This window comes from Shewanella sp. SM69 (assembly GCF_025653985.1).
Classification (GTDB): domain Bacteria; phylum Pseudomonadota; class Gammaproteobacteria; order Enterobacterales; family Shewanellaceae; genus Shewanella; species Shewanella oncorhynchi.
Map to the genome: position 1 here is coordinate 1 of NZ_JAKKRV010000012.1, position 23,121 is coordinate 23,121.

At 46.7% G+C, this 23,121-nt stretch carries 14 protein-coding genes; 5 read left to right on the forward strand and 9 right to left on the reverse strand.

Going from position 1 to position 23,121, the window contains the following annotated elements; translation table 11 throughout:
- Window positions 1-466: 466 nt before the first annotated feature.
- The gene (locus L5M37_RS15845) at window positions 467-928 is read left to right on the forward strand and encodes an RNA-binding protein (protein ID WP_113941557.1); all 462 of its coding nucleotides are present in this window, start codon (window positions 467-469) and stop codon (window positions 926-928) included.
- Between the two features lie 36 nt (window positions 929-964).
- Here the strand turns inward: L5M37_RS15845 and murI are convergent, their stop codons facing one another.
- Window positions 965-1,789, reverse strand: a complete 825-nt coding sequence (murI, locus tag L5M37_RS15850; protein WP_263201140.1) for a glutamate racemase — start codon at window positions 1,787-1,789, stop codon at window positions 965-967.
- A gap of 220 nt (window positions 1,790-2,009) precedes the next feature.
- On the opposite strand from murI, the gene trmA reads away from it, so the two are divergent.
- Window positions 2,010-3,107 carry a tRNA (uridine(54)-C5)-methyltransferase TrmA gene (trmA, locus tag L5M37_RS15855; RefSeq protein ID WP_263201142.1) on the forward strand — a complete coding sequence of 366 codons (1,098 nt, stop codon included), beginning with the start codon at window positions 2,010-2,012 and terminating at the stop codon, window positions 3,105-3,107.
- A gap of 107 nt (window positions 3,108-3,214) precedes the next feature.
- Here trmA and fabR read toward each other — a convergent pair whose 3' ends face one another.
- Window positions 3,215-3,829, reverse strand: a complete 615-nt coding sequence (fabR, locus tag L5M37_RS15860; protein WP_105251021.1) for an HTH-type transcriptional repressor FabR — start codon at window positions 3,827-3,829, stop codon at window positions 3,215-3,217.
- 144 nt (window positions 3,830-3,973) lie between these two features.
- Between fabR and L5M37_RS15865 the strand changes: the two genes are divergently transcribed.
- The 3 genes from L5M37_RS15865 to mnmH all read left to right on the forward strand — a co-directional run bounded on the left by L5M37_RS15865 (window position 3,974) and on the right by mnmH (window position 7,340).
- Complete coding sequence (locus L5M37_RS15865) at window positions 3,974-5,080, forward strand: acyl-CoA desaturase (protein ID WP_131525214.1); 1,107 nt, start codon at window positions 3,974-3,976, stop codon at window positions 5,078-5,080.
- A gap of 95 nt (window positions 5,081-5,175) precedes the next feature.
- Entirely contained in the window at window positions 5,176-6,234 is a 1,059-nt protein-coding gene (gene selD / locus L5M37_RS15870; protein WP_263201145.1) for a selenide, water dikinase SelD, read from the forward strand.
- Window positions 6,234-7,340, forward strand: a complete 1,107-nt coding sequence (gene mnmH, locus L5M37_RS15875; RefSeq protein ID WP_263201147.1) for a tRNA 2-selenouridine(34) synthase MnmH — start codon at window positions 6,234-6,236, stop codon at window positions 7,338-7,340. The genes selD and mnmH overlap by 1 nt, the downstream gene beginning before the upstream one ends.
- A 79-nt stretch (window positions 7,341-7,419) precedes the next feature.
- Here the strand turns inward: mnmH and L5M37_RS15880 are convergent, their stop codons facing one another.
- From L5M37_RS15880 to L5M37_RS15910, 7 genes are all read right to left on the reverse strand, one after another.
- Window positions 7,420-9,282 (reverse strand): MFS transporter, encoded by a 1,863-nt coding sequence (locus tag L5M37_RS15880; RefSeq protein WP_263201148.1) that lies wholly within the window; start codon window positions 9,280-9,282, stop codon window positions 7,420-7,422.
- Window positions 9,273-9,884 (reverse strand): TetR/AcrR family transcriptional regulator, encoded by a 612-nt coding sequence (locus L5M37_RS15885; RefSeq protein WP_263201150.1) that lies wholly within the window; start codon window positions 9,882-9,884, stop codon window positions 9,273-9,275. Before L5M37_RS15885 ends, L5M37_RS15880 begins: the two co-directional genes overlap by 10 nt.
- Window positions 9,885-10,204: 320 nt before the next feature.
- Window positions 10,205-10,648 carry a GNAT family N-acetyltransferase gene (locus L5M37_RS15890; protein WP_263201151.1) on the reverse strand — a complete coding sequence of 148 codons (444 nt, stop codon included), beginning with the start codon at window positions 10,646-10,648 and terminating at the stop codon, window positions 10,205-10,207.
- 7 nt (window positions 10,649-10,655) lie between these two features.
- Entirely contained in the window at window positions 10,656-11,468 is an 813-nt protein-coding gene (gene cysQ, locus L5M37_RS15895; protein WP_198573335.1) for a 3'(2'),5'-bisphosphate nucleotidase CysQ, read from the reverse strand.
- Window positions 11,469-11,539: 71 nt separating this feature from the next.
- Window positions 11,540-12,088 (reverse strand): ADP compounds hydrolase NudE, encoded by a 549-nt coding sequence (gene nudE / locus L5M37_RS15900; RefSeq protein WP_263183166.1) that lies wholly within the window; start codon window positions 12,086-12,088, stop codon window positions 11,540-11,542.
- A gap of 236 nt (window positions 12,089-12,324) precedes the next feature.
- Window positions 12,325-22,200 (reverse strand): Ig-like domain-containing protein, encoded by a 9,876-nt coding sequence (locus L5M37_RS15905; protein ID WP_263201153.1) that lies wholly within the window; start codon window positions 22,198-22,200, stop codon window positions 12,325-12,327.
- Window positions 22,197-23,057 carry a sulfotransferase family protein gene (locus L5M37_RS15910; protein ID WP_263201155.1) on the reverse strand — a complete coding sequence of 287 codons (861 nt, stop codon included), beginning with the start codon at window positions 23,055-23,057 and terminating at the stop codon, window positions 22,197-22,199. The genes L5M37_RS15905 and L5M37_RS15910 overlap by 4 nt, the downstream gene beginning before the upstream one ends.
- Window positions 23,058-23,121 lie beyond the last annotated feature (64 nt).

Sequence of the window (23,121 nt, forward strand, 5' to 3'; positions counted from 1 at the left end):
CCACACAGATTTGCTTGATAAATTGTTAAAGAGCGTTGACCACACACTGAGTTTTCAGCGGGTCAGGGCTGCGTATTTTACGCATTCCCGTTAGTGCGTCAAGTAGTTTTTTCAACTTTCTCAACACTCATCGTTTAGCTTGCTAACCGATGAACTGCTTGGCTTTCTTTGCTTAACTTGCGTTACGCTGTCTGCCGTGTCAGTGGATGCGCATTATAGGGAGATTGAGAAAGTCCGCAAGGGCTTTTTATCGATCATTGAATCGCACGTCGATATTTTAAACGTTATGTCCATTTTTTAGCTTATAAGCTCTATTTATCGGAGATAAGTAAGGTTTTTTATCTAATAATTGATAATTCACGCTCAATATTTCAGCAATGGTCTAGTGTAAAAGTAAATAATTCATTACCATATACTTGCTGTTAACAGTTATTTATCAATTTCCCATTCATCAGAGAGCATTCTTATGCAAAAGTCATTTCTTATTGTCTTGATTGTCGCCATTATTGGCGCAGTAGCACTATCTCAGTTCGCAACGCCATTATCAGCTATTGCTTTTGTCGCTGGCGCTATCATTGCAAGTCTTGTTTTTAAATTTGTTCCAGAGACTTCATCATCTCATGCTTCAGAAGAACAATATGTTGGCCCTACTATGACCTTATATGTAGGTAACCTGCCTTATCGTGTTCATGAGGGTGAAGTAAAAGTATTATTTGGCGAATTTGGTCCAGTAAACTCTGTGCGTTTAGTCAGAGATCGTAAAACGGGTCGACGTAAAGGTTTTGGTTTTGTGGAGATGTCAGAATCAGGCGCTCAGAAAGCCATGGTTAAACTGAATGACTATAGTTTCCAAGAAAGAACCTTAAAAGTAAGAGAAGCAAAAACACAAGATTCGGAAGCTGCCGACCGTACAGGGACAGACGAGTAGCATTACCGCTTAAACTGTTTTGCTTTATTTTGTAATTTAGTTGGTTGTGGTGATTCGTTCGATAGTTGAAAAGCCACAATCAATTAATGTTGTTGTTAACCCTTCGCTGATTCCCACCTTAGTATAAAAAGCTTGCATCACTGGCTCCCTTACTGCTTCTCTCTCATCTGTTACTCTGTGCTCTTCCACAATAAGATTCTGTTGCGTTAAAAGAGTGACAACTCGCTTAGCAATAGCAGCGCCAGAATCCATTAGTTTTACGCCCGCACCGAGCACTTGTTGTAATTCAGCTTTGATCATAGGGAAATGAGTGCAACCTAGTACCAGAACATCCAATTGTGCGGCAACGACTGGTGCCAGTAACTGTGCCAATCTATACATATCCAACATTCCAGTCGCCACTTTTTGTTCTGCCATCATCACTAATTCAGAACAACCAAAGAGTTCGACATGGCAATCATCAGCAAATTGGCTGATGAGTTCATGGGTATAATGACGCTTAACTGTGCCAGGTGTAGCCAAGAGTCCAATACGTTTACTCTTAGACATTAGAGCGGCGGGTTTAATGGCAGGGACAACACCTACGACAGGGACAGAAAGATGCGCACGTAATGCCGGTAATACAACAGTACTTGCGGTATTGCAGGCAACGACCACTATCATTGCATTGGTACGAGCCACTAGATCGCATACTAATTCGACACAGCCAGAAATTAATACCTGCTCTTCCAACTCACCATAGGGCAACCTAGCGTTGTCGAAAAGATAGCAATAGTCGCTATGGGGCAAACTCTTACGGATTTCAGCCAATACAGATAGGCCGCCAATCCCAGAATCAAACACTAATATAGGTCGCGACAAGCGAATCTCCAGTTTCGGATATAAATAAACTATACAGATTGGACGCATTAACGATTCGATGGCTGCTTTACCGACGGAATCCAGCCAAATACCATAGAACCACATTCAAGTGCGCGGATTTTCCCATAGCTTTGCGAAAACCGCAAAAGCAAGATACTGGACATTCGTGTCACCTAGTATAATATTTGCGCCCCAATTTACAGCAACGGTGAATCAAACAATGAACTTAGCAGCAATGGACCCTCAGACTTATGATGCGCAGTTAGAACACAAGCGTATCAAGCTAGAACAAGCCTTTGCCCAATTTGAAACACCGAGTGTTGAAGTTTTTGCCTCAGAGCCAGCTAACTACCGTATGCGCGCCGAATTCCGCATCTGGCATGATGGTGACGACTTATACTATTACATGTTCGATAAAGTATTGAATGAGAAGGTACGTTGCGATCAATACTTACCAGCTAGCGTGCTCATCAATCAAATGATGTCGGCCTTAATCGCCGAGCTGAAACCGAATCCGAGTCTAAGGCACAAACTGTTCCAAGTGGATTTTTTGTCGACTTTAAGCGGCGAGATTTTAGTGTCTTTGCTTTATCACAGGCAGCTTGATGACCAATGGCGCGCCGATGCGGCAGCACTGAAAGCCAAGTTAAGTAGCCAGTTTAACGTCAACATCATCGGCCGTGCCCGTAAGCAAAAAATCGATTTAGATAAAGACTTTGTGGTTGAGTCATTACAAGTAAATGATAAAACCTTCTTATATAAGCAAATCGAGAACAGCTTTACTCAACCGAATGCCAAAGTTTCCGTAAAAATGTTGGAGTGGGCTATCGATGCGACTCAAAACAGTAAGGGAGACTTACTCGAGCTCTACTGTGGTAATGGCAACTTCTCTATCGCACTAGCACAAAACTTTAATCGCGTATTGGCCACCGAACTCGCTAAGCCTTCAGTCGATGCGGCGCAATACAATATCGAAGTGAATGGTATTGATAATCTGCAGATTATTCGTATGTCAGCCGAAGACTTTAGCGATGCCATGGCGAAGAAACGCAGCTTTAGACGTTTAGAAGGTATCGATCTTGACAGCTACGTTTGCAACACCATTTTTGTCGACCCACCACGCGCGGGGATTGATCCTGATACGCTGGCGTTAGTCCAAGGTTATGAGCGGATTTTGTATATATCCTGCAACCCAGAAACCTTAAAAGATAACCTGCAACAACTGAACGAAACCCATAAGGTGACCCGCTTTGCCTTGTTTGATCAGTTCCCTTATACAGATCACATGGAAACGGGTGTACTACTCGAACGTCGTTAATCATTTCAGATACACTGAGCTCGACTGCATAACACTTAAACGTAAAGTCGCTAAAAATAATGGAGCCTTAGGCTCCATTATTTTAGTGAATCTGCATCTCACTCAGATTAGCGGTGTTCAACCTTATGCTGCAAAGCCTCGGCGCCTTTGGCGACCATGCGCAATTGCATGACTAATTGATCGGCAAGAATTTTGCGGTCAGCCCGTTTCATATCTAATGCGGAAGCGCCGGCATTAAACACCAGTGTCACTAACGCTTCAGCCTGTGCACGGGCTAGCAAGGGGGTTCGACCCGCTTTGGCTTCGGTATAATGAGCCAATTCAGAAATAAAATGTTCAATTTCGCGGGCAACTGCCGCACGGAATGCTGCCGAGGTTCCAGAGCGTTCATGCAATAAAATACGGAATACGTTTGGATTCGAATCAAGCACTTCCATAAATGTATCAACGGAAATACGGATCACACTGCCACCCACTTCAGCTCGCTGACGGCCTTTACGCATCATCTGCCTTAGGGTTAACCCGCCCTCGTCCACCATAGTGAGACCGAGTTCGTTCATATCTTTAAAATGGCGATAAAAAGATGTCGGCGCGATATTAGCTTCCCGAGCAACCTCTCGCAAACTCAGACTTGAGAAACTGCGCTCAGCACTTAGCTGATTAAAGGCCGCATCGACTAAAGCTCTGCGAGTTTTCTCTTTTTGCTGTGCTCGAATACCCATTCTTAAATCCGCTAACTGAATGTAATAACGCGATAATACCGCTTTTAGGCATTAAACACAGCCCCATCGTCCTTGACCAAACAATATAGCTAAGCTAAATTAGCTTACAGATGTACGCTCAAAAGCGAATTTTGGAAACCTATAATGAAAAAACCCCCTATCATCTGGCTTAATGTCAGTCTGTTTGCCATCACTTTTCTCAGTGCGGTAATTTTAGTTCCATGGCGCGGTATTGTTCATGGCTATGGTGCCAGTGAATGGATCGCTTTTATTGTCTTAGCCTTTGCCAGTGGTCTGTCAATCACCGCAGGTTATCACAGACTCTGGTCACACAAGGCCTATAAAGCCCATCCGGCGGTGCGTTTTATATATGCCCTTGGTGGTGCTTTAGCATTACAAAACAGTGCATTGCACTGGGCATCTGATCACAGAGTCCACCACAAACACGTAGATGATAACGACAAGGACCCGTACTCAGCCAAAATGGGATTCTGGTACAGCCATATCGGTTGGATGCTGCGTGAGTATCAGTCGCAACGCTATCACGATTATCAAAATGTGCGTGATCTGCAAAATGACCGTATTGTCATGTGGCAACACAAACATTACCTCGCACTCGTGTTGCTGATGAACATTGGACTGCCAGTAATGCTTGGTTGGCTCAATGGTGACGTGCTGTCTATGTTATTGATGGCGGGTTTACTGCGTTTAGTGGTGGTGCATCACTGCACTTTCTTTATCAACTCTTTAGCCCACGTGTGGGGCAGTCAGCCTTATACCGATAAGAATACCGCCCGCGATAATGGCTTCTTGGCCATGTTGACCTACGGTGAGGGTTATCATAATTTCCATCATATTTTCGAAAATGACTATCGTAATGGCATTAAATGGTGGCACTACGATCCAACCAAATGGTTGATTAAGTCATTATCTTGGTTAGGTTTAGCTAAGGATTTGCGTACGAGTCCACAGGAACGTATCGAGAGCGCACGCTTACAGATGCAGTTATTACGTACCAAGCGGAAGGTTAATAACCTGCCTAATGCTGATGAAATTATTGAAAAAATCCAAGCAGAGTATGAGTTATTAAAGCAGCACTTAATGGATTACTATCAAGCACAGAAAACCTTGCTTGAAGCCAAGCGTAAACAACTTGTCGATCAGCAACTATTGCAACAAGTTGAAGAGCTAAAGGCGCGTTTCTTAGTCCAGCAAAAACATTGGCGCAGCCTGACCGCAACTTATAGCTAAGCCACAATTCTGCCCGAAAGTCATACGGCCACCTTGCATGGTGGCCGTATCTGATTATGATGATGCCTTAATCACTTAAATAGGCTGTTGAGATCATGTCAGATTCCCCAGTTACACTCCCAGAATCAATCAAGCTAACAGAATATAGTCATGGCGCAGGTTGTGGCTGCAAAATCTCCCCTAAAGTGCTCAGCACTATCTTAGCCTCGCAATTACCTGTATTTACCGATCCAAATTTGCTGGTTGGCAATCAGAGCCGCGACGATGCTGCAGTGTACAAACTCAATGATGACATAGGCATCATTAGCACTACCGATTTCTTTATGCCAATTGTTGACGATCCATTCACCTTCGGTCGTATCGCAGCGACCAATGCGATCAGCGATATTTATGCCATGGGCGGCACACCTATTATGGCGATTGCAATTTTAGGTTGGCCAATCAATAAACTACCCGCAGAAATCGCACAGCAAGTGGTCGATGGCGGCAGACAAGCCTGCATGGAAGCAGGGATCATGCTAGCCGGTGGTCATAGCATAGACGCACCCGAACCTATTTTTGGCCTCGCGGTTACCGGGCAAATTGCCTTAAGTGATTTAAAACAGAATGATACCGCTAAAGCCGGCGATCGTTTATATCTCACTAAACCTATCGGCATTGGTATTTTAACCACAGCGCAAAAACAGAAAAAACTCCGCGATGAAGATAGCCTCATTGCGATAAATGCTATGTGTCAACTCAATACTATAGGTGCGACCATTGCAAAAATTAGCGGTGTAAATGCCCTGACCGATGTCACTGGTTTTGGACTGGCAGGACACTTACTCGAAATGTGCCAAGGCGCCAACCTCACTGCGAAGCTTAAATTTGATGCAGTGCCATTGTTACCACGCGCCTTAGATTATTTGGCCTTAGGTTGTGTTCCTGGCGGAACTCACCGTAATTACGACAGTTATGGCGAGCATCTCCCTGAACTCAGCGAGCATCAAAAAGCGATACTGTGCGATCCGCAAACCAGCGGTGGTCTGTTAGTTGCTGTCTCGGCAGAAGCTGAAGCGGAATTAATCGCCCTACTCGATGCGAACCACATAGCCCCAATCTGCATTGGGTCACTGGAAACACCGACCACTGCAGCGAATGTGGTGTTGTGCTGATGCCAAGCGCTATTATAGCCGCAGAGCAATATCGGGAAATTTTCCTCAATCAACATCCGATGATGGATGTGCGAGCGCCCATAGAGTTCACTCGGGGCGCGTTTCCCAACTCGACCAACTTGCCCTTGATGCTGGATAGTGAAAGGGAAAAAGTCGGTACTTGTTATAAGCAACTTGGTCAGCAAACCGCGATTGCATTAGGTCATTCACTGGTGAATGGTCCCATCAAGCAACAGAGAATCGAGGCTTGGGCTAGCTATGTTAAAGCCAATCCTAATGCTTACCTTTATTGCTTTCGCGGCGGCCTGCGCTCGCAACTCACTCAGCAATGGCTCAAAGAAGCGGGTATCGAAGTCCCTTATATTCAGGGTGGCTATAAGGCCATGCGCCAATATCTGATTGGCGTGATTGAAGCGGCACCGACTCAACAGCCGTTATTGAGTTTGAGCGGGATGACGGGCTGCGGTAAAACCGATTTTCTACTACAGCGTAAAGAAGCGGTTGATCTTGAAGGAATAGCTAATCACAGAGGCTCTAGTTTTGGAAAGAATATCGACCCACAGCCGACGCAGATTAACTTTGAAAATCAACTCGCCATTGCCTTGCTACAGCACCAAACAAGTGGCGCGGCGTGTTTACTGCTCGAAGATGAAAGCTTCCTGATTGGGCGTTCGGCGCTGCCGCAGACATTTTACAATGCCATGCAAGCCGCTAATGTTTTAGTGCTAGAAGAGTCGGACGATGCGAGGCTCGAACGCTTACGCTATGAATACGTGCATAAAATGTATAGCGGCTTCTGTGAGCGCCTAGGACCAGAAGCAGGTTTTGCGGCTTTCAGTGAATATCTATTGCAAAGTTTAGTGAGCATTCGCAAACGTCTAGGCGGAAAACAACATCAAGAACTGCAAGATTTGATGCAACAAGCCCTCGATCAACAAATCAACCAGAATGACACTTCGCTGCACTTAGTCTGGATAAACCTGTTATTGCACAAGTATTACGATCCTATGTATCAATACCAATTACAGAAAAAGTCCGAACGTGTTCTTTTTAAAGGCTCACATCAAGCGATGCACGAATGGTTGGATAGTTATCAAACTCGATAAATTGCCCACGCATAAATGAGATAACCGCGAACATTAGATCCGCGGTTATCACTTCACTTTATTTCATGCCTTAACGAATTTAAGACTTGCCCAGCAGGCTCGCCACTTGGACTCTCAAAGATTCCTTATTCGCAAGCTTACCATCGACGGCATCCGTTAAATCCACCGACACCCTTGACCAAAAACGCTTGGGCATTTTAGCCAAAGCATGTCCGCCCTTGTGGCTAAAGTAAGAACCCCATAATCCGTGCAGTGCCATAGGAATGACTGGCACTGGATCTCTGGCCAAAATCTTATCAATTCCGGGACGAAAATCGCCAAGTTCACCGTCAGGTGTGAGTCGACCCTCAGGGAAAATACATACCAACTCGTCATTGGCGAGCGCTTCATGAATTGCCTCGAAGGCACGATTATAGGTATCTTCACTTTGCTTAGGCGAACAGATAGGGATCACACCTGCATGGCGGAACAAATACTTCAACAGAGGAATTTCGCTGATGGATTTATCCATCACAAAGCGGATTGGTCGTGTCGACGACCCCATAATAATCAATGCATCCACATAACTCACATGGTTACAGACTATGATGCCAGCCCCTTCCTTTGGAATTTTCTCTCGGCCTGTGACTGTCACTCGATACATAACATGACTGAGTAAGTAACTGATAAATCGTTGTGTAAATTCTGGTACTTGTGAATAAACATAGAGCGCGACTACAGCATTCATCACGGCGAGTAGCAGAAATAACTGTGGAATAGTCCAACCTGCAACGCCCAGTAACAGCATAGATAACAGTGCCGAAACCACCATAAACAATGAGTTCATAATGTTATTGGCTGCAATCGCCTGAGCACATTCCCCCTTAGGCGAACGAGATTGAATAAACGCATACAGGGGGACGATAAACAAGCCACCGCTAACGCCAATCATAAAGAAATCTAGCATCACCCGATAATGTTGGGACTCGCCAATAAAGGCTTTTAATCCATAGACAAAACCAGCATCTACGGGCGCAGGTGGAATAGCCCAAAGCAAATCGACACCAAAGATAGTTAATCCCAATACCCCAAACGGCAGCAAACCGAGTTCCACATGGCCGTAGGAGAAACGTTCACAAACGAAGGAGCCAACAGCAATCCCGATGGAAAACATACCTAATAATAATGACACCACAGTCGCACCAGAATGCAAATGCAGCTTAGCAAAGTTAGGAAACTGAGTCAGATAGGTCGCGCCTAAAAACCAAAACCAACTGATAGCGAGGATAGCCATCCAGATTGAAGGCGTTTGACGGGCTTTTTTGATGCTACGCCAAGTGCCCGATAACGGCCTGAAACGTATTTTTTCGATGACGCCCTGCGGGGGTAATGCAGGAATCGCTCGGCTCGATAAATATCCTGCAAAGGCTAATACAGCAACAGTAATCGCCGACCAAAGCGTACCGTTTCCATTAGAAACCAAGATCCCCGCACTCAAAGTGCCCACCAGAATCGAGAGAAAAGTGCCCATCTCAACCCAAGCATTGCCTGTGACTAACTCGTCCTCTTTCAACGCTTGGGGTAACAAGGAATATTTAACCGGACCGAAGTATGCTGACTGGCTACCCGTTAAAAATAACAGTAATAACATCATCATGTAGCTCTCGCTCAGAATCGCAATCGCGGCGCTAAACATGATGATGACTTCGAGTAGTTTCAATCGGCGGATAAGTTTGGCCTTATCCATATTATCGGCGACCACACCCGCATGGGCCGAAAAGAGGAAAAATGGCAAAATAAACACCCCAGCCGCCAAGCTCACAAACATATCGACGCTTATGGGTAGGTCTTTCACTTGGCTAAAGGTCACTAATAACAGCAACACATTTTTATAGATGTTGTCATTCAATGCGCCTAAGCACTGAGTCGCAAAATAGGGTAAAAAACGTTTTGTTAGCAGCATGATAGTTCCTTCTGGTAACCCATTCCTTGTAAATAAGCTTGTACGTGACTCTTGAGTAAATCCCGCAGTGATAATGACTCAGCGAAGAGCTTATTATCGAGTGACAGAGAGGTCAGCCCATGAATTCCCCCCCATAATACCCGGCTCATACTGAGATGCTGCACCGGCGTAACCTCGGGAAATAGTTGCGCCAATTCACACTCAATCAGAGTAAATAACCCCGCAATCAATTGCCCTTGCGATTCAGGCAAGGGTTCAGAATCGAGTAATTGCAGCTCAAAAACCAACTTGAAAGCTTGACGCTGCTCATGGGCGAATTGACTATACTCCCACGCCATTGCAATAATTTTACCTAAACTGTCGGCTGCGCGAACACCCGTCAATCGGTCGTGCAAAATCCTAAGCGTTGACTCAGAAACCGCCAGTAATAAATAGTTGTAGCTGCCGAAAATATTAATCAAGGTACTAGGGACATAACCAATTTGGCTGGCCACTTTGCGTAAGCTGAGCCCTATGGCACCTTGATCTATCAGTAACTCAGTTGCCGCTTGTATTGCCATCGCGCGAATTTCATCATGGCTGTGTTCTTTTCGTCTGGCCATAGGTCTCATCCCCTGTTGAATAGCAAGAGACTAACAGTAGTTAAAATAAAAAACAACGTTCAAAATAAGTTTGTTTTACGTACAGAAGAGGGTAAATAATGAAGGATATTATTGAGGATGATGGATAAAGATAGGCACTCGAATTAGATTCCCTCAGCAAGCCAAACAGGATCCGTGGGATGACATCACCTAAAAGAGCATAAAAAACGGCGCGCTCAGTCAGCACACCGTCCATTATTTTGATTTAAAAATCATTCTTAATTCAAAGGTGATTTTTATTTGAGGATAATCTTTCTTTGGTTCAAAGATAAGCACGCGATTTAAGGCCTGCGATAAGTCATCACAACCCTATCTGCGCCAGCGCCAAAATAATCGGCCTCAAAAGTTGAATCAATGAAACCTAAATGCTGATATAAACCATGGGCAGGGTTACTCGGATCAACGGTTAAACACACCCGCTCAACTGACACGGGCAACTCGGCTAAACATTGTTGCATCAAACGTTTGCCGAATCCCTTCCCGCGAGCATTTTCACTCACTGCGACAGATAATATCCACATGCAGCTAGGATCGCTACTCTGGGCACTGAGCAAATAGCCTTGTAGCTGATTATCTACATCCACGGCCACTAAAAATTGCTCTGGCCAACAATCAAATCCCTGACGGAAGAAGAAATCAGGATAGCTGTGCTCACCAAAAATGGCCTGTTCGAGCTGATAAACCGAGAATAACTCTGACTTTAATACCGGACGTATAGACTGCATTTGAAAATCATTCACCTATTAAAATCTTATCCCACTCTAAGTTGGGTGCGCCAACTACGATGAAATTAGGGTTCTCTAAGCTCTCGCGCTCATTGTAGGTTAACGGTTGCAGCTCAGTATCCATCAACTGTCCACCCGCTTCCTCGACGATAATTTGCGCGGCTCCCGTGTCCCACTCACCCGTTGGTCCGACTCGTACATAACAATCAGCACGACCTTCCGCGACAAGACAGCTCTTCAACGCTGCGCCCCCCATCACGACTAACTCGCAGTGTTTGGGATGGTTGAATAGGGTCAACACAGATTGGGGGTCCTGACGGCGACTTACGGCCAATCTTAGGGATACCTTTTCACGGTGCTCAATTTGGCGACTGCTAATACGCACTTCTTGTTTATCCGTGCGTTTGTACGCCCCTAAACCAGCAATAGCGTAATAACACACTTGCGTCATCGGCACATAAACCACGCCCATCACGGGACGATTGTGTTCCACCAGCGCGATAATGACTGAAAAATCACCGCTGCCAGCGATAAACTCCCCCGTACCATCGAGCGGATCCACCAACCAATAGCGCTTCCAAGATTCACGCACATTCAACGGAATGTCAGCGGCCTCTTCAGATAACACAGGAATATCAGGCGTTAAGGCGGTCAATCGGTCACAAATGATCTTGTTCGCCGCTAAATCTGCGGAAGTGACAGGGGTATTGTCAGACTTCATTTCTCGCTCAAAATTACCTTTGAGATAAATGTCACGGATAGTTATCCCTGCATCGGTCGCAATCGCAATAACTTCGTCGATCAACTCTTCTGGCTTCATAACAACTCCAATCGCCTGCTGAGCGAATGTTTTGCAAGCGTGCAAACTCTGAACGCTTAAAAGGAAAAAGATTATTTATGTAAATATTTTTGCGCCAAAAACAACGCGCTCACACTACGGGATTCAGAAAAATCGACATCATCGAGCAAGGCTTCCCAATCGGCGAGCGCCCAAGGCACCACATCAATTGGCTCAGGCTCATCACCTTCAAGGCGACTCTCATACAGATCTTCTGCAAGAAAAATTTGCATCTTACTAGAGAAATAACCCGGAGCTAGGCTGAGTTCTTTCAGTAAGGTGAGCTTATTCGCTCCAAAGCCAATTTCTTCCTGTAATTCACGGTTAGCAGCTTCTATTGCTGTCTCACCGGGATCGATCAAACCTTTTGGGAAACCGAGTTCGTAATTATCAGTTCCTGCAGCATATTCGCGTGCCAGTAGCATTTTCCCTTGATGAATAGGCACTATCATCACAGCGCCACGACTACCGCCTTTCATGCGCTCATATTGACGCTCTACACCATTGGAGAACTTAAGATGCACTTGCTCAATTTGAAATAATCGGCTTCTCGCGACAACTTCGGTATGCAATATTTCCGGCTTATTCTGCCGTTGCGACATAACTGCCTCTGGATAAAAAAGCGATAAATTAAATAAGGTAAGTGACAATCTTACTATCCTGTCTTTAATCTACAACCTGAATTTATTACATGCTCCTAATGGTAAGCCACAAATCCTTTGCGATATGCATCACAAACCCAGCCCAGCCTTAAGTGAACACCTTCAAAATATTCTCAAATATGATGTTTTTATTGGATAGTAAAAAGGGGCGAATGCCCCTTTTGATATGCTAACGTTTAAAATTGATATCGTAGATTGAGCTGGTAACTGAGGAAATCATTAGGCTCGATATCCACATATTGATACCCCAAACCTACAGACCATGAATCACTAAATTGATAGCTAAAACGCACGCCCGCATACCAATCTGTACCATCAAGCTCTGTAGTTAAACGGCTATTGCCCATAGTGCTACTGATATCCGCTTGCCACCTAAACAATCCGATGGGTACTTCAAACCGCCAAGCTTCATGTTGGAGTAAAGTGAAACGTAATCCCAGCATGACACCATCGGCCAGTACTGGCGTTACGGCTTTGACCTGCTCATGATATTGCTCAGGGGTGAGACTTGCGCCCTCAATCCGCGCACTTCCATTACCAAAGTCGGCATAGCCTAATTCGATGGCAACAAAGGGAGTCCATTGATAACCGATACTCACACCCAAAGCAGTATCTTTATCATCAACCGATGTTACAAAGCCTGTCCCCGCTTGTGGCTGTAGATCTCGCCTGCTGTTATCAACCTGAGCTTGACCTACAAATCCCTCGACGTACCAGTTATCAGCCGCATTTGCTTGATTAACGGAGCCTACGAGCAACACAGCGCCCAAGACTAATTTATGTAATTCCTTACGGCGAATTAAACCCATTGTAAGAATCAAACCTAATGCCCATAAGGACATACTGCCTCCACCCGACTTGTTATCTATCACCACATTTTGGTATGCCTTAACTGTGATTAACGCTTGCCCAGTTGCTTCGCCGCCCAATCCATCACTAATCTGATAACTCACAGTATCTACTCCATCAAATCCAGTTTTAGGGATATAACGTAGCTTATTAGATTCAACAGAAACCGTTCCTTGCTGCGCGGTTGCGCTGACTAAGGTTAAAACGTTGCCATCGGGATCGCTGTCATTACTCAACACATCGAGTAACAAGCTCGTTCTGTCATCTATGGCAGCACTATCGTTCACTGTCGTAGGTGCCGTATTGCCATTAACAATCACAGTCAACTCACTACTCGCAGTACCACCTTTACCATCGGTAATGCTATACACCAGCACATCTGTACCGATGAAATCGGTTGCTGGCGTGTAACTTAACTGCTGATTAGCCAAGATAACTACGGTTCCGAACTCGCTGGTGACTTGTGTTACCGTCAAGGCATCACCATCGCTATCCGTATCATTGGCGAGCACATCGACATCGAGACTCTGATTCCAAGGTAAAGATGCCGTATCTGGGTTCGCCACAGGTAAATGGTTACCATTGAGTATCACTGACACGCCACTTGGGTCGACAATGGTTCGGTTAGCGACGCCATCGTCATCGTTTGGCCCACCATCTTCTATGGTTAACTGCACACACCAATGGCCTTCAGTTAATCCAGAAGTCCAACGACTGTCTCCTGGTGGAGGACAGAAACCACGCTCACCTTCACTACTGGCGACACTATTGCGCGCATCAATCACAAAATCCTTCCAACCATTTTGGGCTTGATACTTACGATATACCGCATTGGCAGGAACTGGCGAACGTTGTGGTATCACCAGACTGTAACTCTGCCCTTGTTGCGGTAGTCCTGTAGCAATGAAGTCAAAAATCCCCCCCACATTGGCCGCGATACTGTCTTCAGGAACCAGATTAGGTAATAGTTGAATACCACTTTGCTCTTGCATCAGTGCAATATTACCTAAGCGTAAGCACACGCCCGCTTGCCCCTCTGCCAAGAAGTACACAGGCTGCAACTCACCTTCAGGCATCACGTTACAATCATTGATTGCATCCAAGTAATCTGGAATGCCATCGCGGTCTGTATCGGTAAATCCCTCTTGGTTATCAGGGATCAAATCACCGTCGGTATCAGTCCCCGTCAGAGGTGGCAAAGATGGGCGCACAACAATATAAACTTTCTCCGTGGTAGACAGCGCGGGTAAGCCGCTATCCGTCACAGTCAGGCTCACAGGATAAATGCCCGGTAAGACCTCTGTCGGCAAGAAGAACATCCCCGCATCATCGGACTGCAAGTTCAGCGCGCCACTCGACCATACAGATGTCAAAGTATCGTTCATGTTGGCATCGCTAATCTGCGCATGAATATGAACCTCGCCACCATTTTGTGCCACGATCAACTGACGTTCACCCGCTTGAGTCACCTCAAGAGTCACACTCGGGGCAATGTTAGCCTCAGTGATCGACACTTGTGTTTGCTTCTTACTGCCTAAATTCAAACTTGGATCTAGGCTGATCAACACCTCTTCTTCAGCCTCAACTTCCCCATCCTCTATGGTTCTAAAGTGAATATGGGCCAATGTACCTGAAGTAATCTCCACTACCGCATCGACTAAGTCATGATCATTGCTGTCCGCGGAACCTGCAACCGTATAAGGAACTGATATTGGATACTCAGGCGCTACACCGTTTAAGTGAATACTAACAACAACCTCATTACCCTCACCCACGACTTGATCTTTACTCAAGGAAATTAATGGATGCACTTTTACTTTCTGAGCCTTAGTCGCTTTGTTGCCATCACGATCTACGGCTTGCCAGTAAGCAAGATAACTACCAGGGGCAAAGAATAAACGCTTATCGACCAAAGAAACGGGCAGTGGATGACCATTACGATCGACGGCCTTCGCAAACCCTAGATCCACTCGAGTGAACAAGCCTGTTGCATTAACTTCAACATCACTAGGTACAGTAATAACAGGTAAATTGTCAGCCTCCCCACCTTCTACCAGTAAGTTGACTTTTGCACTTGCGCGCCCTTTCTGACCATCACTAATGGTATAACGAAGTGCGACCGGACCAACATAAGCTGCAGGGGCAGTAAATATGAGTCCATCATCAGTAATCTGCACACTACCTATGTCTGCTGCCGCGCCATCGATAGTCAAAGTATCACCGTCCACATCAACATCATTCTCTAGCGCAGGTAGTGTGTATTTATCATCCGCTGTGCTGGCTAGAGTGTAATTATCATCTACAGCTTGTGGGTCATCATTCACTGGGGTGACATTCATGGTGATAGTCGCAGGCTCAGAACTCAGTTCAGCATCCTTAGCAATAAAGCTTATCTGATCTGCACCGTTGAAATCTTTCTCCGGTGTGTATAACCACACAGTTCCATGCTGCTCCAAAGTGCCCGATTCAGGTTGGCTCACCACTTCATAGGTAAGAGGATCACTATCTGCATCCTCCCCAGTAAGCGTGATCATCACAGAGCTATCTTCCTCTAAGGTCACACTTGCACTCGTCGCAACAGGCGCATCGTTAACGTTAGTCACTGTAATGCTAAAGCTTTGCTCAGCCGTTAAGCCATCCGTGTCCGTCACTCGTAAGGTGACCGCATGACTGCCCACATCAGCATTGCCAGGCGTGCCACTGAGTAACCCTGTCGCCGCGTTGAAGCTCAACCAGCTTGGTATCGTCACCGCACTAAATGTCAGTACGTCGTCCACATCGACATCTGTAGCGGCAAAGGTATAGCTATAAACAGCATCTTGCACTGCGGCCATAGTTGCTGTTGAAGTGATGGTAGGAGCGTCGTTGCTATTAGTGACTGTAATACTAAACGATTGATCTGCTGTTAATCCATCCGTGTCCGTCACCCGCAGTAACACAGCATGACCGCCCACATCCGCATTGCTCGGCGTACCACTGAGTAAACCTGTCACCGAGTTGAAACTCAACCAGCTCGGTTTGGTCACTGCGCTCAGCGTTAATACATCACCCACATCAGAATCAATTGCAGTCAAGCTGTAGCTGTACGCCGCATCTTGAGTTGCTGCCGTCATCGCCGTCGAACTAATCGTCGGTGCATCGTTGACGTTCGTCACTGTGAGATTGAAAGCGGGCAGGCTCGCACTGAGCACTCCATCACTCACACTGATCACAATTGCCGTCGTCATACCAACATCTGCATTGCTCGGCGTACCGCTCAATGCCCCCGTAGCTGTATTAAAGCCCGCCCACGAAGGTCGATTCGTAATATCAAAAACTAAACTATTACCGTCCGCGTCTGCTGCGATGGGCATAAAGTTATAAAGTGTACCTTGAGCCACATTGGTCGCAGGTGTCCCTAAAATAGTGGGTACACTATTCACCACAACATCGAAGCTCCGAGTGCTAGTATTACCCGCAATATCAACTAGCGTCAGGGTGATGGTGCTCGTGCCAGATCCCAGCGCAGTCACAGTCACACCTCTATCAGCTTCGCTTCCTACCAATACAACACCCGCAAGTGGAACCACAGTGGTATCAGAACTCGCTGGCGTCACTAGGATATCCGTTGCAGCGGTTACATCATCGGCAATAGTAAATGCGAGCGTAGATGAGCTCTCGCCAGGTTGAATATTTTGATGAGCAATTGCCGAGGAAGTGGGTGCACTCGTATCAATAGTTACAGAAAGGGCGCTCGATGCAACACTGCTATTTCCTGCAATATCTGTCGCAACCGCTGTGATGCTATGGGTTCCAGGGCTCACGCTCGTTGCGTTGACACTCCAGTCACCACTACCATCCGCATTGACTGTACCAAGCACTCCATCAAGATGGCTGCTAAGGACAACGCTGGCGCCGGCCTCTGCCGTGCCAGTCAGTATGAGAGTCGTATTCTTGGTGATATTATCCGTTGAACTCACACCTGAATCGCTTGCCGCATCGAGATCAGGCGCAGAAGGTGCGACAGGTACAGTGGCGTCTTGAGTAATAGTCGGGACATTCTGAGGCGCAGAAACATTACTCGCAGCATCGCTGGCAACCACGACAAAATTATTGTCACTGTCCGTCGATAATGCAGCGCTCAGGGTCCAAGCGCCCGCCACCACAATAGTATCATCCAACACAGTCGCATTATCGGCAACGCCATCATTGTTCACATCGGCATAGAGGCTGATTGTGACCCCATCTTCAGCGTGCGTACCGCTAATCAATGTCGTTGCCTGATTGGTACTGATGGCGCCAGCAGGTGTAGTAACCACTGGATCGACGGGAGCCGTTGTATCGACAATCACATTGACACTGTTCCACTGACTGTAGCTTAAGTCAGCATCGTTGCTGCCCGCATCTCGCATAGTGTCGCCATTTAGTGCGATGCCATTGGCATCGACAATTAACCCACTCGCCCCCGTATTGTCACCCGCTTGAACTGTATATCTATAGGTCAGCACACCACTCGCCGCAGACACAAACACAGCCTGACGAGCCACACCATCGATATCGAGCGACAGCGTAGAAAGTGTGCCAGAAACCGTCACATCCTCGGTCAGAGTAAGAGTGATATCAATAGCACTGCCGACCCCATAATGGCCATCGTTAACATTAACCACATTCACTGCGGGAATTACAGCATCCTTCGATATGGTATCGGTCACTGCGGGACTAGAAACATTACCCGCCGCATCGGTCAGGGTAAGGCTCACTGTCAGAGTGCCATCCCCTAAGGCGCTCACGTCTATATTGACGATCTGTTGTGACGCACTTGCGACCGCAATAGATCCTGCAACAGGCGTGCCTGAACTGCCAGTAATAGTGTAATTTGCGCTGGTTCCCACCTCCGCACTCGCTAAGGTCAGGCTAATCGCATTTTGATTTGCCTGAGTCACCGACGTCTGGTCAAAACTGACACCCGAAATAGTTGGTGCATCCGTATCGACAGAGTGTGCAGTGCCAGCACTATAGGTACCGAGTGCATTACCCGCATCATCAACAATATCACTCGTTGTGTGGCCTACCTTCAGACTACCCGTACCCGATATGCCATTAACAGTGACGACAACACCAGTTCCAGAGCTAGCAGAAACGCTCGAAATAGTGCCAGATGCAGTGCCTGTGCTCGCCAGAGCAAAATCATCCGTCGTCAGACTATTCACAGATTCGCTAAAAGCGAGGTTGAATATCACACTGGCATCCGCGGCCGCGGCACCTACTGCAGGAGCCGAGCTGGTTATCGTGGGGATTTGTGTATCGAGCGTAAGCACAAGTGCCGTCGACACCGCGCCAGTATTGCCCGCAACATCGGTCGCAGTGGCCGTAATGTTGTGCGCGGAATTGCTGGTTAATAGTGGCGTGGTAAACGACCAATTTCCAGAACCATCTGCAGTTGTGGTACCCAATACACCATCGATACTGCTCATGAGCGTCACGGCACTATTCGCCTCAGCGTTGCCTGTGAGTGTCGGAGTGGTATCGCTGGTTAAATTATCTGTGCTGCTGATCCCAGAATCGGAAGCCGTGGCAAGATCGAGTCCCGAAGGTGCTAAAGGCGCATCGCGATCGACTGTGTGACTTGCGCCACCGGTATAAGCGGCAGTATAGCCATTGGTTCCATTACCGTTACCGGAAGCATCTTGGATATTGGAATTCGCCTTGACATCGAGTCTCAGGCTACCAGTGCCGCTCACAGTATTCACCGTCACATCAACACTTGTTCCAGATGCCGCAGAAACGCTGGCAATACTGCCACTTGCCGAGCCTGTTGCCGTGAGCACAAAATCATCGGTAGATAGATTGCTCGCTACCTCATCAAAACTCACAGTAAATACTAGACTAGTCCCATTCGCTGCTGGCGATCCCGTCACGACAATCCCAGTAACCACTGGGGGTGTAACATCGGCAACGGTAAAATTCCAATCGGTTTTATTGCTAATTCCGGCGTAAAGATTACCCGCCAAGTCGGTAATAGCCCCATTAGCGATTTGAATGTAATAACTGGTATTTTCAACTAGGTTAGCGGCTGGATTAATAGTCAACACACCCGCCGTTATCGTTAACTGTCCAACAGGTGAACCCACATCAATCGTCGCTACGGCCACATCGTCGGTGTTGTAAATAACGATATTACCGCTACCGAGTTGAATATCTTCATTCATGGTCAGCACAAAATTGGCACCAACTGCCACCCCAATAGCGCCATCTAGGGGGTTAAAACTCTGTACTGTTGGCGTGGCTGTATCCACGAGAATTGCGGTAGTTGAACCAACCGAGTTCAGCGTAAGCGCTAAATTATTACCCGCGCCGTCAAGCAAGGCGCCCCCATTGGCATCAATACTAGATGCCAAGCCAATACCATCGGTATCGTTATCACCGGCCTGCACTGCGTAGCTAAAGACTAAATTTGAGGTTCCGGAGCCACTGATATATAAGGCATAACGGGTTGTTCCACCAATAGTCAAGACGATACGCGGCGTACCCCCGCCCGTATTAACAGTCACATTTTCAGTGCTGCTCACCGTAAAACTCAAGGTATCACCAACTGCATAAGTATTATCTGTGGGCACTGTAACGCTACTCACAGTTGGTGGTACCGCATCCACTAATACGGCCGTCGTGCTGCCAATCGAATTTAACACTAAGTTCAGAGTATTACCCGAGCCCTCTTTTAAAGTGCCGCCATTGGCTTCTATCGATCCCGCGATCGCTATTCCATCGGTATCGAAATCGCCACTCTGCACTGTATAGCGGAAAGTCAATGCGCTGCTGCCAGTACCTGAAAGATAGCTTGCATACACAGTGGATGCACCGAGCGTCAATGCAATACGCGGCGTGCCACCAACAATAATAGCTTCGCTAGTATTGACGGTAAAATCGAGGGATTGCCCGGTAATATAAGTCGCATTGGCCGGAACGCTAACACTCGTTACCGCTGGCACCACATTATCCACAGTGGCGTTACTGCTATCTGCCTGAGTTCTGGTATTACCTGCATTATCCGTTGCAGTGACTGACACATTACGATTAGTGGTATTAATAGCGCCCGCAACTAAGGTATAAATCGCCGTCCAAGTACCGCTGTTATTGGTTGCCGCGACAGCGCCACCACCAAACTGGCTGAAGTCAACCGTCGCAGCACTGATGGTATCGCTGTTATCGTCCCCAATGGCGCTATTGTCCCAGCTGGCAGTGACTGTATCACCAGCGATAAAAGTGCCAGCAGTACCAGTACCGCCGGAAATGCCGATATAAACATCGGACACAAATGGCGCAACGTTATCGAGTGTCGCGTTGCTGGTGTCTGCCGTTGTCGTATTGTTGCCCGCGTTATCGGTTGCGCTGAAGGAAATATTCCGGTTGGTGGTGTCAATCGCACCAGCCACTATCGTGTAGGTTGCAGTCCAAGCACCACTGCTGTTAGTTGCTGCAACAGCGGCACCGCCACCAAATTGTGAAAAGTTGACGGTAGCTGAACTAATCGTATCACTGTTGTTATCACCACCGGCCGTGTTGTTCCAGGTCGCGGTGACGGTGTCGCCAATTTTATAGGCACCTCCGGTACCAGTGGCTCCGCTGAGGCCAAGACGGTTATCCGTGACAACTGGCGCAACGTTATCCACAACAGCATTAGTAGTGTCAGCAGTAGTAGTTCCCCCCTGGGCATTGGTTGCGGTCACACTGACATTACGACTGGACGCATCAATCGCACCTGAGGTGATAACATAAGTTGCCGTCCAAGTTCCGCTGCTATCCGTTGCAGCCACTGCGGCGCCGCCGCCAAACTGAGAGAAATCAACAGTCACCCCCGTCACACCTGAGTTATTGTCGCCTCCAGCTGTATTATTCCAAGTTGCGGTAACTATATCGCCAATTTTATATGCCCCGCTCGTACCTGACGCGCCGGAGATACCGATACGGGCATCACTTACTGTAGGTAGAGGAGGAGTATCTATTGCATTCGCGACTGTGAAGCTACGAAACTCAAAGTTCTCCGGCCCATCATTTGGCAAAGTACAAGCACTTGCACAATCAAAAAATAATTTGAACCCTTTTAGCTTAACGCCAGAAAAAGATCCTAACTGCCCAGCACCAAAGGCGAAGTTTTGAGCACCTGGGACTCCGTTAACAACAGATGACGTAACCGTTCCGCCACTCTGCAGGTAACCGACAATACGCAGATTAGTAAATTCACTAGAGTAGCCAGCGTACTCGCCTCCCGTTAATCCCGTTAACTCAAATGCAGTAGTATTGGTACCATCGGCGCGCAAATAAAAATAATGGTTAGTGCTAGTCGCACCACCATGCATGTAAGCAAAATTGCCAAGGCCATTACCTAGATTTTGAGTGACTCCATCCCCCCCCTTAGCTGTTAATCTGAAATGGGTTGTGCTGAGCTGTGCAGTTCCCTGTCCACTCCAACCTGCAAAATCATAAGTGCCATCTACAATTGGCGCTAACACCTCTGAAAAATCCCTTAATGCTTTTTCAGAAAACACCAAAGTAGATTCAATATTTCCGCGGGTAACTTCTAAATCCCAGTCGCCCTGCAACTCGGCATTACCGGTTAAATTATTGGAGGCGGCAACATCCAAACCCGTGTTATTGCTAATGATATCCAGCAGCGCTTCACCGCTTTCATTCGCGGCCAAATCACAACCATAAAATAATAAATCGCCACCTTCACGCACCGCGCCTTTTAGCGCAGCAAATGCCTGCACTTCTTGCTGGATTGTCTCTGGGGTAATACGTGAATTGCCTAGCAGTATCACACCAGCTTGTGCGTGGGAAACCACATGAATAGCTGCGAGATTTTTGTGACCATCAAGTACATTAATTAATTGCGGTAATCCAGCGATAGAAGAATCTAACTCTACCAATTGAACACTAGGTTTAAGGGCGCGACGCAATACCGATTTATCAGCTTCAGCCACTGCGCCATCAACAATCACCAGCTCACGCACCGGATGTGCACTCTGGATATCCAGTTGATCACCAGATAAATCAATTAGATCCTGTGGTAGAGAGGTGTCTGAACGCAATAATAGATCGGTCGATGCACTTATCGATGAACTCAAATAGGATCGCTGATAACTCGGCGCTGCAATAGCACCAGCACCATAGAGTCCGAATGGTAATAACAGCGAGGAAAGCCCACTAAGCAGTGCGTGTCTCATGATAAGTGATTCCCTTCATTTTTTGCGTTAGGTGCTACAGGTTTTTTACTTGCAATAATATTGGCTGCAGTGCCAGTACTATCCAGCCAGAAGTCCATTTCTTGATACTTCATAAATAAGTCAGGCGGTAAAATACTGCGCCTACTTTTGTATTCCACTTTCCGCTTAACGCTATGCAAACCTTTGACCCCAAGATTGTGGTCAAACTCATTTTCAGCATAGTCGACATTATTAAAATCGTGATCGAATTGCGGTTCGCCAATAAAACGATAGATTAACTCCAGCGTGCGTGCCGGATGCTGGGTAAGCAGATCATAATCCACTAATAGCAAGCGATCAGAAAACTCGCCGTAATAGGCTTCCTTGAGTGCGGTCCATGCACTTCCAACCGCACCACCAGCATTGATTAATGACTCGCAGCGGCTATACACAGTCTGACGCGAGGCCGCATTGAACATACGGCTGTAATCAAATGGGTTTTTACGGTAAATCACTTCAAAACTATCCATAATCCAAGCCGGATTGCGCACACAACAAATCACTTTAAAATCATCAACCAACTCTACCAATTGATGTAGACGGGCAGTCCAGTGACGGTTGGTGTCGAAAATAACCGGATGATTTTTATCATGGTAATAAGCATCAATTAATGCCCGACAAATGACCTTACGTTTATGTTCATCGAAAAATGAATAGGACTCACTACCTGCCCCCATTTGTTCGAGGGCACCATTCACAAGCCCCGCTACAGGGCTACTGATAGCCGCATGAAAGCGTGGATTTTGCCGAAGTATACCTGCGAGCAGCGTCGAGCCAGCACGCGGTAAACCTGAAATAAAATGTAATTTGTTTGGCATTAATGTGACTTACTAATTAAAAATATTTATTAAAAACTTCCCGACAAACATGCCGGGATCATTC